Origin of the sequence: Rhodococcus sp. Leaf247, from assembly GCF_001426185.1 — a bacterium.
Classification (GTDB): domain Bacteria; phylum Actinomycetota; class Actinomycetes; order Mycobacteriales; family Mycobacteriaceae; genus Rhodococcoides.
On sequence record NZ_LMRP01000001.1, the window covers coordinates 1,133,587 to 1,150,572 of the forward strand.

Genomic DNA, 16,986 nt, shown 5'->3' on the forward strand with positions numbered 1-16,986 from the left:
ATGACGCAATCCTCCGCTCGCCTCAAAGGTGCTGCGCTCCTGTCGATTCTGCTGATCATCGGAGTGGTCGCGGCGGCCTACCTCGCCTATCGGGGCACCGTCACCGAAGCGATCATGCCGTCGGTCTCGGTGTCGGTGCAGTCCGATCGCGCCGGGCTGGTGATGCAGCGGGGCGCCCTGGTCAAGATGAACGGTGTCGAGATCGGCACCGTCTCGCAGGTCCGCCGGTCGACCCGCGGCGCTGTGATCGACCTGCGCCTCCGCGGCGACATCGCGGCTTCGGTGCCCTCCGATGTCGGGGCCACCATCGCCGCCACCACCATCTTCGGATCGAAGATGGTCACCCTCACCGCTCCTCCGTCACCGTCCGCTAGGCCCATCGCCGACGGCGCCGTCATCGCCGCCTCCTCCGTCACCGTGGAGGTGAACTCCGTGTTCGAATCGCTGACGTCCGTTCTCGTCGCGTCGCAACCCGAGAAGCTGAACACCACCCTGGGAGCGCTCTCGACCGCCCTGAACGGTCGCGGCCGCGCGCTGGGCACGACCATCGAGAACCTGGACACCGTGCTCGGGGCGGTCACTCCGCTCGTTCCCACACTCCGACGTGACCTGCGTTCCGCTGCTGTCACATCAGGTGCACTGGGCGACAGCGCACCGGATCTGGTCAGTATTCTGGCCTCGCTGACCACCACCGCGCGCACGGTCACCGACAGCACCGATGCGCTGGGCCCCGCCCTGACATCGCTGACGGGAGCGGCGACCGACGCTCGCACCGTTCTCGCGGAGAACGCCGACGGAGTGACAGCCACGGTGGCCGATCTCGTCCCGACGACCGGGTTGCTGCGGGAGTACTCCCCCGAGTTCACGTGCTTCCTTCAGGGCGCCGACATCGCACGGCAGGCCGCGGAGAAGGTCTCCGGCGGCAACGGCCGCACGATGTTGCTGAACAGCACCGTGCTGTTCGGGGTGCCGGCGTACGAGTACGCCGCCGACCTTCCGAAGGTCGCGGCCACCGGCGGGCCCCGGTGCGGTGCGCTACCGCTGTTGTCCGACAACGATATTCCGGCTCCCTACGTCCTGGCCGACACCGGCTCGAACCCCTTCCGCGCCGCGACCACCGCCCCCGTCCTCGACCCGACGTCCATCATCGACTTCCTCCCCGGCGGTCTTGCAGCACCGAGAACGACTCGATGAGCCACCGAGGCACCCTCGTTCGGCTCACGACCTTCGTCGTCGCCATGACCTTGGTGCTTGCCGCCCTGGTGGTCGTCTTCGGCCAGGTCCGCTTCGACTCGACCACCACCCACCGGGCGATCTTCACCACCGCGTCAGGACTGCGCAGCGGCGAGTTCGTCCGAGTGGCGGGTGTCGAGGTCGGATCGGTGGGCGCGGTGGACGTCGACGACAACGACCACGCCGTGGTGGAGTTCGACGTGACCGACGCGTACACCGTGACCGAGTCCACCACGGCCACGATCCGCTACCAGAACCTGGTCGGCGATCGTTATCTCGAACTGGCCGACACTGCCGGTGACGCCGCGCCTCTCGATGCCGGCGCCACCATCCCGGTCGACCGGACCTCTCCTGCACTGGATCTGGACCGACTCCTGGGCGGATTCCAACCCTTGTTCTCCGGCCTCGACCCCAGCACCGTGAACAGAGTGACCGGCGAACTCGTCGACGTCTTCCAGGGGCAGGGCGGCACCGTCGCCTCGGTGCTGGCGCGGCTCGCGAGTCTGACGTCGTCGTTGGCAGACCGTGACGAGGTGATCGGACAGCTGGTCACGAATCTGCGGACCACCCTGGCGACACTCGCAGGGCGCCAGGACGACGTGTCCCTCGCGATAGACAGTGCTCAGACGCTGGTGTCCGGCCTCGCTGCCGACACCCGGACCTGGGGTGAGGCACTGACGAGCATCGACAGTTCGGCCGCCACGATCGGCGACCTGCTCGTCGACGCACGTCCCCCGTTGGACACCACCGTCGACCAGTTGCAGCGCACGGCAGCACAACTCGATGCCGGCAAGGACACCATCGCGAGCATCACTACTCGCCTTCCGGACACGTACGCCTCCCTCAGCCGCCTCGGCGCGTACGGGAACTTCTTCAACTACTACCTGTGCGGCATCAGGTTGAAGATCGACACGCCCGACGGGCAGGGCCTGACGACACCGCTCATCGGTCAGAACACGGGAAGGTGTGCCCCAGCATGATGGAACGCTTTCGCACGGTCGACACCGTCCGCACCGGCATCGTCGGCACCTTCCTCGTGGTGATCGCTGCAGCAGCAGCGATGAACGCGGCCGCACTGCCGATCGTCTCCGCCGGAACGTCGTACAGCGGATTGTTCCTCGACACCGGAGGACTCGAGACAGGCGCCGCCGTGGAGGTCGCGGGAGTGCGGGTAGGGACGGTCACCGACATCGCGGTCGCAGGAAAGGCCGTCCTGGTGACGTTCTCGATCGAGGGAAAGGTGCTGCCCGGCAATGACACCCGTCTCACCATCGCCACCGAGACCGTCCTCGGCACCAAGAACCTCCGGATGGATCCGCGTGGCGCCGGCCGCCTGTCGACGACGGAACCCGTCGGACTCGACCGCACCACCAGCCCGTATCAGCTCACGGACGCTCTGGGCGACCTCACCGACGACGCGGCCGGTATCGACACCGAGCAGCTCACCGACTCACTCGCCGCCACCACCGAGATGCTCGATCGCACACCGGACGACCTGGGCCGCGCCATCGACGGGGTGGGTCGTTTGTCCGCGACGGTCGCGTCGCGGGACGAGAGCTTGCGTGACCTCCTGGCGTCGGCCGAGAAGGTCACCGGCGTCCTTGCCGACCGCAGTGCGCAGGTCGACACGCTCATCGTCGATGCGGCCACGGTTCTCGCCGAACTCGACCGACGACGCGGCGCCGTGGACACACTCTTCGGAACCGTGACGCGGTTGGCGGACCAACTGCGCGGACTGGTGGCCGACAACCAGGCCGAGCTTGCGCCGACACTGGCCTCGCTCGACTCCGTCCTCACCGTCCTGACCGACAACAAGGCGGACATCTCCGCCGCGATCGAGAACCTGGGGCCGTACGTGACGCAACTCGGCGAGGCGGTGTCCAGCGGACCGTTCTTCAACTCGTACATCCAGAACCTGATCCCCGGCCAGGTCATCAGCCCGTTCATCCGGGCTGCCCTCGGACTGGGCCCGGCTCCGGCCGATTCCACCTCCGTCAATCCGCTGACTGCGTTGAACGGAGCACCCCGATGACCAGGAGGCTCGTCGGCGTCGTGCTGTTCCTCGTCGTCGCTGCGACCGCGTCCTATGCGATCGTGCCGCGGTTCACTTCGGTTGCGGTGACGGCGGAGTTCGCGAACACCACCGGTCTCTACGTCGGTGACGACGTGCGCCTGATGGGAGTGACCATCGGCTCGGTGACCTCGATCGAGCCTCGCGGCGACCACGCGGAGGTGGGACTGCGCTACGACTCGTCGTATTCCATTCCGGCCGACGCGAAGGCGGTCATCGTCTCGCAGAGTGTGGTGGCGTCGCGCTTCGTCCAGCTCGCCCCGGCGTACGACGGCGGCGACACCCTCCGATCCGCCGACACCATCCCGCTCGATCGGACCGCAGTGCCCGTCGAGTGGGACCGCATCACCGAACAACTCGCTCGCGTGTCCGAAACGCTCGCGCCGCAGGGCCCCACCGGGCCCGACTCGGTCGACGCCGCCAGGCCCCTCGGAGCGCTCGTCGATGCGGTGGACGCCAATATCGGCGGGCGTGGGCAGGACATCCGCACCACGCTGACCCAGCTGTCCGACGCGATGCGCACGCTCTCGGACGGTAGAACCGACCTCTACTCCCTCGTGCGCAACCTCCAGGTCTTCGTGTCGGCACTCGCTGCGAGTGATCAGCAGATCGTCACGTTCAACGAGACGATGGCCTCGGTCACCTCCGTGCTGGCCGACGATCAGGACGAGATCGGCAGCGCGCTGGCATCATTGGACGGCGCGGTGTCGGACGTGGAGCGCTTCGTCCGCGAGAACAGGACGGGCGTCGCAACCACGCTGGGCAGCCTGGAGGAGCTCACGGCCGAGCTGGCGTCCCAGCGGGACGGCATCGCGCAGATCCTCCACGTAGCGCCTACTGCGCTGTCGAATCTGAACAACATCTACCAGCCGGCGCACAACGCGATCGTGTCGTCGTTGGCGCCGAACAACTTCGCGAATCCGATGGACTTCGTCTGTTCGGCCATCGCCGCCGCCGAGCAGGTGGGAGCGCAGGAGGGAGCAGAGTCGTGTGTCCGGTACCTGGGTCCTTTGCTGAAGACTCTCGCGTTCGACTACCTGCCCCTGCAGGCGAACCCCATCAAGGGTGTCGGCGCTCTGCCGGGCCAGATCGTCGACAGCGAGGGTGGGCGATGACGACACGGAAGGCCGCGGCGTCGGTGGCACTCGTTCTGTGCACGTCGACACTGCTGTCGGCGTGCGGATGGCAGGGCCTGAACTCGCTTCCGCTGCCGGGCACAGCGGGGGACGGTCCCGGATCGTACGAGGTGGTCATCGAGATGCCGGACGTCTCGACGATCGAACGCAACGCGCGAGTCCTCGTCGGCGACGTCACCGTCGGACGTGTGGCCGATCTGGCGCTCGTCGACGGGCACGCCGAGGTGACCGTGCGTCTCGACGGCAGTACTGCACTCCCTGCCGATGCCGTCGCATCGGTGGGGCAGACGAGCCTCCTCGGATCGACCCACATCGAATTAGCCTCTCCGACAACGGGAGAAGCCCAGGGTCGACTCTCCGATGGCGATGTGATCCCCCTCGACCGGGCGGGCGCGTATCCGACGACCGAGCAGACGTTGTCGTCGTTGTCCCTGGTACTGAACGGGGGTGGGCTCGCCCGCATCAACGACATCACGACCGAGGTGGACGCGGCACTGGACGGCAACGAGGAGTCGCTGCGCTCGGTCCTGGCGGGTCTGGAGACACTGCTCGTCGGACTCGACGATCAGAAGAGCGACATCCAGAACGCCATCGTGGATCTGGACCGATTCGCAGGGACGGTCGCCGCGAACGACGCGGTCCTGGGCGACGCGGTCACCGCGCTGGCTCCGGCTCTGACCGTGTTGTCGGATCGCCGGGGGGACCTGGTCTCGGCCCTCGACTCCCTCGGACGCCTCGGTACGACGGCGGAGGCCATCGTGAACGACACCGGCGACGACCTCGTCACAGCACTGGACGATCTGGGCCCGGTCCTGAAGTCTCTCGCGGATTCGGGAACATCACTCACCGAATCATTCCGGTATCTCCTCACCTATCCGTTCCCCATCGACGTCTACAAGAACGCGGTGCGCGGCGACTACGCCAACGGCGAGGTGACGCTCGATCTCCGAATGGCCACGCTGGACAACGCTCTTCTCCTCGGCACACCGTTCGAAGGGATGCTCGCCGGGCTCGAGGGAGCCGTGGGCGCCATGGCACCCACGCCGACGCCAACGCTTCCCACCGTGAACGACCTGCTACTGCCCCCGAACCTCTTGCCCCCGAACCTTCTGCCACAGAACGGCGCACCATGACTCCGACTGTCCGACTCCGTGTTCAGCTGACGGTCATCGCCGTGGTGGCAGTGCTGTCGGTGGGGATCACGGGTGTCCACTACGCACGCATTCCGCAAGAGCTGGGGCTGGGCCGGTACAGCGTGACTGTGGAGCTCGCGGGGGGCGCCGGTCTCTACACCAACGCGAACGTCACCTACCGCGGCAGCGAGATCGGCAAGGTCAGTGCCCTGCGCGTCACTCCCACCGGTGCATCCGCTGTCGTCTCGCTGTCGTCGGACGTGTCGGTTCCTGCGTCGACACGTGCCGAGGTGCACAGCATGTCGGCCATCGGCGAACAGTTCATCGATCTCCTGCCCGACACGGACGACGGCCCCTTTCTGGGGGACGGGTCGGTCATCCCGATCGACCGCACCACGATCCCGACGGCGGTTGCCCCGACCATCGACCGTCTCGACGCGGCGTTCCGCTCCGTCGACCCGGTGACTCTCGGCCGCGTTCTCGACGACAGCTCCCTCGCGCTGGGTGCCGACGGTGACACCCTCGGCGAGCTGCTCGACTCGCTCGGGTCCGTCACCTCGGCGACGCGGGAGAACATCGACCCGATCGCGGCCCTCGTCACCGATCTCGACCCGGTGCTCGGTGCGACCGCCGCGAGCAGTGACGCCATCCGGTCGTGGGCCGCGTCGCTGGCCACCGTCACCGGTCAGGTGTCGACGCGCGACGGCAACCTACGATCCGTCATCGACGGTGGTGAACCCCTGGGCGCTGCGGTGTCGGGACTGTTCCAGGACCTGCGCCCCACACTCCCCTTGTTGTTGTCGAACCTGATCAGCGTCGAGCAGGTAGCCGTCACCTATAACGCTGCGCTGGAACAGATCCTGGTTCTGTATCCCCCACTCATCGCCGCCACGCAGGGCACCGGTAAGGCGAATGCCGACGCCGGTGACCCCGGCCAGAACACGTACTTCGCCGCACAACTCAACGACCCGCCGCCGTGCACGGAAGGTTTTCTCCCCGCCGGCCAACGCAGATCACCCGTCGAGGTCGACACCGTGCCGACGCCGACCGACCTGTACTGCAAGGTTGCGCCGGACGACCCCAGCGCGATCCGCGGTGCACGCAACCTGCCGTGCCAGGAGTTCCCGGGCCGGCGGGCGGCGACGGTGCAGTTGTGCCGACAGGGTGCCTACGACCCGAACAACGGGTCCTACATCACCGATGACGGGTCGCGATGGGTCGAGTCGACACTGTCCGACGCGCCGCCCGCAACAGTGGAACAGATGATGCTGCCGGACGAGTGACCCGGCGACCTACCGCACAGGATCCAGCGCGGAGACGAGCCAGCGGCCGTCCACCTGCGCCATCTCCACGCGGAGGCTGGTCGAGGTGGCACGCGGATCGGGAGAGTCTGCCGCAGTGACAGTCTGGTTGACGAACAGCAGCGCGACGGCCTCGGCGTCGTCGATCGAGACGAGCGCGGCACCGGACACGACCGCGCTGGAGGTGAGTCCGCGTTCGATCGCTCCCGGAACGACGGACTGCTCGGCGAAACCGGAATAGTAGGTGAGGAAGTCGCCGGTGAGGCGTGCCTTCGCGCCGTCGACGTCGGACTGCACGCTGTCGGCTCGGTAGGACAGGACGGCGACGGTCCCCTCCGTCGCCGCCCGGACGACGTCCGACTCGACGGCATCGGATACCGCCCGATCCGGGACCGTCAGTTTGATCCCGACCGGGACAGCAACCAGCGCAACGATTCCGACGACGATCGAGATCTGCGCACCCCTCCGGCGCAGGCCCCGTCGTCGATCGGTCGCCGCGCCGTCGTCGACCGCATCCTCAGGTTCCGTGTCGGCGTCCAGAGTGACCGCCACGTCGTCGCTCACGGCACGAACTGCACGTCGGACAACGCGAGGCGGTCACCGTCGCGTGCGACCGAGACGCGCAGGCGCCAGACACGCGGCTCGTCCGTGGCTCCCGAGGCATTGGTGACCGTCGATGTCGCCGCCACGAGCACCTGCGCGTCGGAATCGGTCATCGTCTCGATTCCCGCCTCGCTCACCGCTCCGGTGGCAGTGACGTCCGCATCCCGGACGACGGACACGAAATCCGCAGCGCGCTGGGAGAACTCGTCGCGGAAGCGACCGGTGGACGCCGACGTCACCCGCTCGACGTCCGCATCGACCGTGTCTGCGGAGATGGTCGTGAGGTCGAGGACGCCCTGCCGTGCGACCTGCAGGTACTGCTGCTCGAGCGTGGTGCGCTCGCGAGCCTCCTGAGATCGCGTCCACGTCGTGGCCGAGACCGTGACCGAGGTGGCCACCGCGGCGACAGCGAGTACACCGACGATCACCCGCGTTCGTGTGCGCACAGCCACTCCTGTCCCGGGCCACTTCCAGCGCGGCCCTCAGGTCCGACCGTACTACAGAGTACGGATGCTGTTTCCGAAACAGCGGAACAGATTTCGTTGTCCGAAACGCTTTCTCCATACCCGGTAGTACGGTACGTTCGCTCCACACGAACAACCGGATTTCACCGATCGAAAGCAGGGGGCAGGTGCCGGAGACAGTCGACGAGTTCCAGCGAATACCGTACGAACCGGCGCGGGACGGGCGCGTGGAGATGCATTCCGGACTCTCCCGGCACTACCCGACGTTGCATGCGAATCTGGTGTCGCCCATCGGCAGGCCTGATCGACGCGTCGGCATCCTGATGGCGCACCCGTCGAGCGACTTCCTGTCGCACTTCCTGCTCCGCGGATTCGCGGCCGCCGGCATCCCCACGATGGGTCTCAACACCCGCTACTCCTCCAACGAGCCGGCACTGATCATGGAACGCGCGGCTCTGGACGTGGGCGCCGGTGTGCGGTGGATGAAGGACGAGCTCGGGTTCGAGAAGGTCGTTCTCCTCGGATTCAGCGGCGGCGGTTCGCTGTCCGCGTTCTACCAGTCGCAGGCCGAGACTCCGACGATCACGACGACTCCCGCCGGAGACCCTGTCGATCTCGCGTCGGCGGAGCTCGTTCCCGCGGATGCCCTCATGCTTGTCGGAGCGCACTCCGGACGCGCCCGCGTCCTGCGCCACTGGATCGACGGAGCAGTCGTGGACGAGTCCGACCCGTCCTCGGTCGCCCCCGACCTCGACCTCTACGCACCTGGACGTACGACGCCACTCGACCGCACGTGGGTCGAGGAGTACCGGGCGGCGCAGCTCGCCCGCATGCGCCGAATCGACACGTGGGCACTGGGCGAACTCGACGATCTCACGCGGCGCGGGGCGTCGGACCGGGCCTTCGTCGTCCACCGCACCGTCGCGGATCCACGCTTCGTCGACATCACGCTGGACCCGAGCGATCGGGTTCCGGGCAGCATGTACGGAGACCCGTTCGCGGCCAATTCCGCTGCCGGCGGACTCGCGCGCTTCGTCTCGGTCCGCAGCTGGCTCAGCACGTGGAGCCTCGACCACACGAACGCGGATGCCGTGCGCAACCTGACCGACGTGACAGTTCCTACCCTCGTCATGCCTCTGCTCGGTGACCAAGCGGCCTTCGCCGACGATGCGCGTGCGATGGCCGCAGCTCGCGGCGGCGCGACGGTCGTCGAGATGCCCCACCTGAACCACTACCTGGTCGATCAACCCGACGGAGTCGACCGAGTCACCACCGCAGCGCTGGCCTGGCTGACGGACGCCCTGTCGGAGAGGACATCGAGATGACCAGCGCCACCCGCACTCCTACCGCCTTTACCTACTGGGAGAACCGGCAGAGTCCCGGTATCCAGCGCGCTGAAGCGTTGTTCGAGCGAGTGTTCCGGTCGTCACCGTTCCCCAGCGATGACGTCGCGAGGGAGTTCTGCGAGAGTCTGTTCCTCGGCGACACAGTGGCCGAGAACTTCGTCGACGAGGTGTACGCGGCAGACCCGACGGGAACACGCGCCCTCCTCGACCGTGCACTCGCTCACGGGATCGATTCTCTTCCCGACGTTCCCGAGAGCATGCGCGTCCTGTTCGACGAGTTCGAGACCGAACCGGACTGGCTCGACACCGATCTGGTGGAACGCGGGGCCGCGGTGTGGCGACGGTGGGGCACGATGCTGTTCACCGTTGCCGGCGGCATCACCCTCGAGATGTACACCGAGGCTGCCGTCGCCACCCCGCTCTCACTGGCAGGCGGGTACGCCGGCGACAACGCGATGCGCCGATTCCTCGAGACCTGCAAGTTCTGGATCGACACCTCCGAGCCGGGTGCCCTGTCCCGCATAGGGTCCGAAGGCCGAGCCACCGCGATGAAGGTCCGCGTCATGCACGTCGCCGTACGTCGCAAGGTCGACGGACACCCGGAGTGGGATCGCGAGAAGTGGGGCTACCCCATCAGCCAGGGCTACCAGATGCTGACTCTCCTCGGCGGCAGCACCGTCCCTGCTCTGGCTCTGCGGCTGGTGGGTCTGCAGACCACCGCCGACGAGATCCGGGCGTTGCTCCATTTCCAGAAGTACATGGGTCACCTGCTGGGTGTCGACGTGTCGAACTTCCCCACCACCATCGCCGACTCACTCCGCATGACGGCGATGGTGTCGGCCGCCCGCAGTTACGACGCCGGACCACACGGCAAGGAACTCATCGAGTCCTTCCCTGCAGGGTTCGCACCGCGCCCCGAGCAGCGAGGCCTCGCGCGTCTCCGCGCGCGGTACAACTACGGCATTCACGGCGCTTACACCGCTCTCTTCATGAGTCCGGTGACACGGTCGGACTACACGATGCCTCGGGCGTTCCCGTGGATTCTGATCATCCTCCTGCGCTTCCCTCTCCTGACAGCGATCGAGCTCTCCCGACGATTCCTACCCGGAGTGGCGCCCGTCGTCGAGAAGGTCGCTGTGGCACAACGACTCCGGTGGTACCGGGACCAGATGGACGGCCGCGAGGCCGAATTCGACGCGAACGGAGCACTGCGACGATGACCGAGTATCTATCCGGCTTCGGCAACCAACACCAGTCCGAAGCCCTCGACGGTGCACTCCCCCGAGGTCAGAACTCGCCGCAGCGAGCGCCCCACGGTCTCTACGCGGAACAACTGTCCGCGACGGCGTTCACCGAGCCGCGAGAGGTCAACCGTCGCACCTGGACGTACCGGATCCGCCCCAGTGCAGCGCACCGGCCGTATCACCTCATCGACCACCCAACGCTCCGATCCGCGCCGCTGAGTGACGGAGTTCTCGACGTGAACCGGCTTCGGTGGAATCCCGTGGCCCGACCCTTCGAGACGGCCGACTTTCTCGACGGCCTCACGACCATCGCTGCCAACGGTGATGCGCTGCAGCGTGACGGCATCGCGATCCACCTGTACCACGCGACACGATCGATGACCGACCGCTACGTCGCAGACCTGGACGGAGAGTTGCTGATCGTTCCCCAGTCCGGCCGTCTACGGATACACACCGAGGTCGGAATCGTCGACGTCGCTCCCGGCGAGATCGCCGTCGTCGGACGGGCCATCACGTTCCGAGTCGTGCTGCTCGACGACGATGCCGCGGGCTATGTGTGCGAGAACTACGGGTCCTACTTCACGCTCCCCGAACTCGGACCCATCGGCGCGAACGGTCTCGCCCACGCGCGGGACTTCCACTACACCGTCGCAGCGTTCGAGGACGACGACCGACCCGTCGAGAAGATCCAGAAGTTCGGCGGCCGACTCTTCTCGACAGAGCTGGACCACTCGCCTCTCGACGTGGTGGCCTGGCACGGCAATCACGGTGTGTACAAGTACGACACTGCCGACTTCAACGTCATGGGAACACTCGGGTGGGACCACCCCGACCCGTCGATCTTCACGCTTCTGACGTCGCCCTCCGAACGGCCGGGACAGGCGAATGTGGATCTCGCCATCTTCCCGCCCCGGTGGAACGTCGCCGAGCACACGTTCCGGCCCCCGCACTTCCATCGCAACGTCATGACCGAGTTCATGGGACTGGTCCGGGGGCAACACGATTCCAAGGCAGAAGGCTTCCTGCCCGGGGGTGCAAGTCTGCACAACATGTGGGGTGCGCACGGACCGGACCAGGAGACTTTCGACCTCGCCACCGCGGCCGACCTGGCACCGCAGAAGCTCGAAGGATCGTTGCCGTTCATGTTCGAGACACGGCTCCCCCTGCTCGTCACCCCACTCGCCCACGACGCACCGCATCGCCAGCCGGATTACGACTCCTCGTGGGCCGGACTGCAGCGCCATTTCACGTCTCCCCTCACTCCCAGCAACCCGGAGCAGCCATGACCGCGAGCACCACCACCCGTCCCTCTGTCGCCCTACCCGATCCGCTGCTGCGTATCGGCGGCGCCTCGCAGGCTGCCTCCGATGGGCAGACCTACGACAGCATCGATCCGACCACGGGTGCTCTCGTCACCTCCGTCGCTGCCGGCGCCGAGGCCGACGTCGACCGGGCCGTCCGCGCTGCACGTGCGCAGTTCCACGGTGACTGGTCGCGCGTCAGCGGCCCGGAACGTACGAGGATCCTTCTCACGATCGCGGATCTGATCGATCGCGACTGCGAGACCCTCGCCGCACTCGAAGCAGTCGAGATGGGCAAGTTGTTCCGCGACTCCGTGAACGGCGACATCCCGGCCGCTGCCGCGGTGTTCCGGCACTTCGCTGGGTGGGCGGACAAGATCTCCGGAACCACCGTCATGCTGCCGGACTTCGGACCGCAACGTCGGTTCGGCTACACCGTCCGGCAGCCTCTCGGTGTCGTCGCCGCGATCACGCCGTGGAACAACCCGCTGTTGATCGCCGCGTGGAAGCTGGCACCCGCACTCGCCGCAGGAAACGCGGTGGTCATCAAGCCCGCGGAGGACGCGTCCTTGTCCACACTGCATCTCGCGGATCTGTGTGCCGAAGCCGGCCTACCGCCGGGTGTGCTCAACGTGGTCACCGGTCTGGGCGTCACCGCCGGTGCGGCTCTGGCCGGCCATCCCGGTGTGGACAAGGTGTCCTTCACCGGCAGTCCCCGTGTCGGCCGGCAGATTCAGTCGCTCGCCGGCACCACGTTCCGCAAGATCGTCCTCGAACTCGGCGGGAAGGCACCGCAACTGATCTTCGAGGACGCTGACCTCGACGCGGCGATGCCGTGGATCGCGATGGGCAACTTCTATCACCAGGGCCAGGTGTGTGCCGCGGGCACGCGCGTTCTCGCACACGAGTCCGTCGTCGATCGTGTCGTCGAGGGGCTGGTTGCTGCGGCCGACGCGGCCGTGATCGGAGACCCGTTCGACGACGCCAGCACGATGGGCACCATCGTCAACGAACGACAACTGGACGGCATCATGCGATACATCGACTCCGGTGTCGCCGAGGGTGCAGAACTGGTGACCGGGGGGCGCCGACTGGACGGCCCGGGACAGTTCGTGCAGCCCACCGTCTTCCGCGGACACAACGACCTGACCATTGCCAGGGAGGAGATCTTCGGTCCCGTCGCCACCGTCATCAGCTTCTCGTCCACCGAGGAGGCCGTCGCGATCGCCAACGACACGCAGTACGGCCTCAACGCGATGGTGTACTCGCAGAACATCTCCCGAGTGCACTCCGTCGTCGAGCAACTTCGCGTGGGCACCGTGTGGGTGAACGGGTGGGGTGTGCCGGATCCGGCTCTGCCGTGGGGCGGACGCGGTGCGAGCGGGGTCGGCCGCGAACTCGGCCGTACCGGACTCGACGGAGACACCGAAGAGAAGACCGTTCACATCGGATTCTCCGCATGAGCGCGCCGGAGATCGTCGAGACCTGGAACGGCCCCGGCCGCCGCGACGCGCGACTGACCGACGTCCACCCGCGCCACAACGCGGCCCACCCTGTGCCGGGGAGCCGGTCCGGCTTCGAGCACTGGTACTTCGACGCACATCTCGACGACGGTCACACCATCATCGGATTCCTCAACCTGCGCCGGCCGGAAGAGCCTGCGCTGGTGGCGAAACCGAGCGTGGAGATCTTGATCTACGCACCCGACGGCTCACGGCGGCAGATTTTCGTCCGTCACTCCAAGAAGGACGCCACCGCGTCGATCGCCGCCTGCGACGTCGTCGTGGGGCCGAACCACGCATGGGCGGAGTTCCCTGCGGACGGGCTTCCCATCCATCATCTCTACCTTTCCGAGGAGGACGTCACTTTCGATCTCCGCTTCCACAACGAACTTCCGAGCTGGATGCCCGGAGAGGGAGAGACGTTGTTCGGAGGCACCGACGTCTTCGGCTGGGTCGTCGCCGCGCCGCGTGCGCGCGTCGAGGGATCCATCACCATCGGCGGACGAACCACTGCCGTCACCGGGCGCGGCTACGCGGACCACAACTGGGGCGCGGGCGACATGAAGCGCGTCATCGACCGCTGGCACTGGGGCCGACTGTACGACGACGATTACTCGCTGCTCTACGCCTTGGTCAAGACGCAGGCTCGGCTCGGCGCCCACGAGAGTCGCCCACTGATGTTGGCGTACAGGGACGAGATCATACTGAGCTCCGGCGAGGCGGACGTCACCGAGGGACCGATGGTGTTCAACGAGATCGCCAACCGGTCGTACCCCGCGTGGCTCCGCATCGAGGTACCGGGACAGGTGTCCCTCCTGCTGACCGTCCAGAACGTCGTGCACGCCCACGACCTGCTGGACGACGTTCCCGTCGCCGGCCATCGCATGTTCCGACCGTTGCTCTACAGCCTCGTCGGACACCCCGGGTACTTTCGCTTCGACTCGACTTTCGAGCTGACCGTCGTGCGCGACGGGGTGACCGAGACCCGCACGGGGCGAACGCTGCACGAACTCGTCGCCTTGAACTGACCGTTCACGCCACAGGAAGATGTCGATGCACACACATTCGAAGGACTTGCGGCTTACGGCCGTCTCGTTCACCGCGGCACTCGTGTTCGCCCTTGCTTCGGCGGTCGCCCCGTCCGCGTCCGCCACACCGAACGATGTTCTCGGCAGCTTCCAGCTTCGAGACTGCGTCGAGGTGTCCGCCATCGTCTCGGTGCCACCCGAGCGCGCAGCCGCAGCACTGCCGGACGGCTATACCTCCTCGTCCTTCATCGGATTGCCCGGTGGCCCCGGCATTCCGGGTAACTCGTCACTCCTGATGGGTGTCGAGACCTGCCAGAGCGGGACCATCGACGGCGTCCCCGTCGACGGTCCCGTCACCTTCGGTGAGCGTGTGCTCTCCGTCGACCGCAAGGATGCTCGGCCGGGGTACCACTTCTACGCCGTGGAGCAGGTGACCGACAATCAGCAGATCCACGATCTGATGCGTTCGGCCGGGTTCGATATCACGTTGGTGCCGGGAGTCGGCGCGACTGCCGACGCAGTCGGCGGAGTCTCGGAGGGCGGCTCCGTACGGATCGTGGACGAGGCGCCCGTTCCACGACTGCCGTCGCCTCTCGGTCAGGTCAGCATCTGGAAGGACACCGAGAACAGCAGAAGTGCTCTTCGCTTGACGGTCGATCGGCCGACGGCGCAGGCCGGAATCGGGCACGTGACCGCCGAACCGAATTCACCCATCGCGTCCCTGATGGGCACCGAGACGACAACGGGAATCGGAGCGATCAACAGGTTCGACTTCGATGCTCAGGTGGAGATGGTGCGCTGACCGTCGGATCACGTGGTTCGGCCGTCACCGATCCAGGTGCATCTCGGCCAGGGCGCCGGCGATGGCGAAGCCCCCGGCGATGATGCATCCGGCTGTCCGCGTCCTGGTCGGCAAGTCAGCGGTGCAGGCGAATGCAGCGGTGTCCCACATGTCGACGACCACCCCTGCGCGGAGCAGTGTCCGCACAACGGCCGGTGCGTGACGAGTTGCCGCGTACAGCCCGCCGCCGATGTAGATCTCACGGACACCGAATGTTCGGGCCGCTGCGCGGGTCGTGGCGAGCGACGCGTCGGGGCCGGCGAGCAGCTCGTTCGCACGAGTCGGCGCGATCATGTGGGCGATACCGATCGCCGCACGGGCGAGCCCGACGGCCGCGGGAAGGTCTCGCGAAAGCCCGCGCGGCGATGTTCGAAGCATGATGATCCTCAGGTTGCCGACTATTTGACGATATCGTCACCTATGACGGCATCCGCAGTCAAGGAGCCGACGTAGACAGGACGGCGCCACCGGGGTCACCTCGTCCCGTACAGCGCCGGGACGTCGAGGTGGTCTCGCAGGGTCGACCCCTCGTACTCCCGGTGGAACAGACCGCGGTCCTGCAGGATCGGGACGACTCCGTCGACGAACGCATCGATCCCTCCGTCGTAGACGTCCGGGGAGACCCAGAAGCCGTCGACTGCTCCTGCCTCGAACCATTCCTGCATGTGATCGGCGGCGTCGGAGGCCGGACCGACGATGACAGGGTGGTAGTCGATGACCCCGTGGGCGAGCACGTCTCGGACGGTCCAGCCCTCACGTGCGATGGCCAGGGCGTGACCCGATCGGGGGTCGCCCGGCGACGGACGGGCCGCGGACAATTGCTGGGCCGACAGTGGTTCGTCGAGGTGCGTGTGGTCGAGGCGCAGTCCCAGCATGCGTCCGAGGTAGGACACGCGCGGGGGAAAAGTCCGCCCGCTGAGCAGGATTCGACGATCGAGCGCATCCCTCCGCGTGTCGGCGAGGGAGGTCATCAGACCGGCGACGTAGCGAATCGCATCGGGGTCGCGCCCGGCGCGCTCGGCCGCACGTCGGAACGCATCGCGCTGCCCACGTGCGTCCTCGATGGTGAATGCGGCACCGATCACGGCGTCGGCGAAACGACCGGCGAGCTCGAGGGAATTCGCGCTTCCGCCGGCATGGAAGATGACCGGTTGTCCCTGCTCCGACGGTGGGATGTACAGCGGACCGCGTGAGGCGACATGGGCACCACCGAGGTTGATCGGAGCGATCTGTTCGGCATCCGCGAAGCGGCCGGTCTTCTGGTCGTGCACCCAGGCGGATTCTCCCCAGCTGCCCCAGAGCGACTGCACCAGCTGCACCGTCTCGTGTGCTCGTGCGTAGCGCTCGGGCCCGGAGGGCAACGACCTGCCGTAGTTGGCCGCGACATCCTCGCCGCTCGAGGTGACAGCGTTCCACCCCGTCCTACCGTGGCTCAGAACGTCGAGCGCCTTGAACTGCCGGGCGAGGGTGAACGGTTCGGTGAAGGTGGTGGAGCCGGTTGCTACCAGGCCGATCCGGGTCGTTTCGCGCGCGACAGCAGCCACTGTGATCATGACGTCGAGGTTGAAGTTCGGCGGCTCGTTCTCGATGTCGCCGACGTGGGTGGGCCCGTCGGGCAGGAACAGGAACTGCAGCTTTCCTCTCTCGGCCGTCTGCGCGTGTCGCACCTTCGCGTCGTAGCTCGCATAGCTGGTGGGGTCGACTCCGGGTGCCCGCCAGGAGCCGGGCAGGTTGCCGTACCCGTTGCCCAGATGCATGCCGATGATCATCTGTTCGGACATCG

Annotated in this window: 16 protein-coding genes; 12 read left to right on the forward strand and 4 right to left on the reverse strand. The window is 66.9% G+C overall.

Annotation, left to right across the window (positions count from 1 at the left end; all coding sequences use genetic code 11):
- From ASG64_RS05425 to ASG64_RS05450, 6 genes are read left to right on the forward strand one after another with little or no spacing between them, the layout of a single operon-like run.
- A complete protein-coding gene (locus tag ASG64_RS05425) occupies positions 1–1,194 on the forward strand; it encodes an MCE family protein (protein ID WP_056070700.1) in 1,194 nt (397 codons plus the stop codon).
- Positions 1,191–2,213, forward strand: coding sequence for an MCE family protein (locus ASG64_RS05430; protein WP_056070702.1), 1,023 nt, complete (start codon positions 1,191–1,193; stop codon positions 2,211–2,213). The genes ASG64_RS05425 and ASG64_RS05430 overlap by 4 nt, the downstream gene beginning before the upstream one ends.
- Positions 2,210–3,265 carry an MCE family protein gene (locus ASG64_RS05435; protein WP_056070704.1) on the forward strand — a complete coding sequence of 352 codons (1,056 nt, stop codon included), beginning with the start codon at positions 2,210–2,212 and terminating at the stop codon, positions 3,263–3,265. Before ASG64_RS05430 ends, ASG64_RS05435 begins: the two co-directional genes overlap by 4 nt.
- Positions 3,262–4,419, forward strand: a complete 1,158-nt coding sequence (locus tag ASG64_RS05440; RefSeq protein ID WP_056070706.1) for an MCE family protein — start codon at positions 3,262–3,264, stop codon at positions 4,417–4,419. The genes ASG64_RS05435 and ASG64_RS05440 overlap by 4 nt, the downstream gene beginning before the upstream one ends.
- Complete coding sequence (locus ASG64_RS05445; RefSeq protein ID WP_056070709.1) at positions 4,416–5,573, forward strand: MCE family protein; 1,158 nt, start codon at positions 4,416–4,418, stop codon at positions 5,571–5,573. Before ASG64_RS05440 ends, ASG64_RS05445 begins: the two co-directional genes overlap by 4 nt.
- Positions 5,570–6,856 carry an MCE family protein gene (locus tag ASG64_RS05450; RefSeq protein WP_056070716.1) on the forward strand — a complete coding sequence of 429 codons (1,287 nt, stop codon included), beginning with the start codon at positions 5,570–5,572 and terminating at the stop codon, positions 6,854–6,856. Before ASG64_RS05445 ends, ASG64_RS05450 begins: the two co-directional genes overlap by 4 nt.
- Positions 6,857–6,865: 9 nt before the next feature.
- Here the strand turns inward: ASG64_RS05450 and ASG64_RS05455 are convergent, their stop codons facing one another.
- Both ASG64_RS05455 and ASG64_RS05460 read right to left on the reverse strand, forming a co-directional pair.
- Complete coding sequence (locus ASG64_RS05455) at positions 6,866–7,438, reverse strand: hypothetical protein (RefSeq protein ID WP_056070723.1); 573 nt, start codon at positions 7,436–7,438, stop codon at positions 6,866–6,868.
- Complete coding sequence (locus ASG64_RS05460; protein WP_156388254.1) at positions 7,435–7,923, reverse strand: hypothetical protein; 489 nt, start codon at positions 7,921–7,923, stop codon at positions 7,435–7,437. Before ASG64_RS05460 ends, ASG64_RS05455 begins: the two co-directional genes overlap by 4 nt.
- 185 nt (positions 7,924–8,108) lie before the next feature.
- Between ASG64_RS05460 and ASG64_RS05465 the strand changes: the two genes are divergently transcribed.
- Genes ASG64_RS05465 through ASG64_RS05490 form a run of 6 tightly spaced genes read left to right on the forward strand, consistent with a single transcriptional unit; the run spans position 8,109 to position 15,164 of the window.
- Entirely contained in the window at positions 8,109–9,266 is a 1,158-nt protein-coding gene (locus ASG64_RS05465; protein WP_197074731.1) for an alpha/beta hydrolase, read from the forward strand.
- A complete protein-coding gene (locus ASG64_RS05470; RefSeq protein ID WP_042574400.1) occupies positions 9,263–10,507 on the forward strand; it encodes an oxygenase MpaB family protein in 1,245 nt (414 codons plus the stop codon). The genes ASG64_RS05465 and ASG64_RS05470 overlap by 4 nt, the downstream gene beginning before the upstream one ends.
- Positions 10,504–11,817, forward strand: coding sequence for a homogentisate 1,2-dioxygenase (hmgA, locus tag ASG64_RS05475; protein ID WP_042574399.1), 1,314 nt, complete (start codon positions 10,504–10,506; stop codon positions 11,815–11,817). The genes ASG64_RS05470 and hmgA overlap by 4 nt, the downstream gene beginning before the upstream one ends.
- Positions 11,814–13,295, forward strand: a complete 1,482-nt coding sequence (locus ASG64_RS05480; protein ID WP_056070731.1) for an aldehyde dehydrogenase family protein — start codon at positions 11,814–11,816, stop codon at positions 13,293–13,295. Before hmgA ends, ASG64_RS05480 begins: the two co-directional genes overlap by 4 nt.
- Positions 13,292–14,362, forward strand: a complete 1,071-nt coding sequence (locus ASG64_RS05485; protein WP_056070734.1) for a lipocalin-like domain-containing protein — start codon at positions 13,292–13,294, stop codon at positions 14,360–14,362. Before ASG64_RS05480 ends, ASG64_RS05485 begins: the two co-directional genes overlap by 4 nt.
- Before the next feature lie 25 nt (positions 14,363–14,387).
- Positions 14,388–15,164 carry a hypothetical protein gene (locus tag ASG64_RS05490; RefSeq protein ID WP_156388255.1) on the forward strand — a complete coding sequence of 259 codons (777 nt, stop codon included), beginning with the start codon at positions 14,388–14,390 and terminating at the stop codon, positions 15,162–15,164.
- 24 nt (positions 15,165–15,188) lie between these two features.
- On the opposite strand, the gene ASG64_RS05495 is transcribed toward ASG64_RS05490, so the two are convergent.
- Together ASG64_RS05495 and ASG64_RS05500 are read right to left on the reverse strand one after the other, a co-directional pair.
- Complete coding sequence (locus ASG64_RS05495) at positions 15,189–15,581, reverse strand: hypothetical protein (RefSeq protein ID WP_056070741.1); 393 nt, start codon at positions 15,579–15,581, stop codon at positions 15,189–15,191.
- Positions 15,582–15,676: 95 nt separating this feature from the next.
- A complete protein-coding gene (locus tag ASG64_RS05500; protein ID WP_056070745.1) occupies positions 15,677–16,984 on the reverse strand; it encodes an NtaA/DmoA family FMN-dependent monooxygenase in 1,308 nt (435 codons plus the stop codon).
- Positions 16,985–16,986 lie beyond the last annotated feature (2 nt).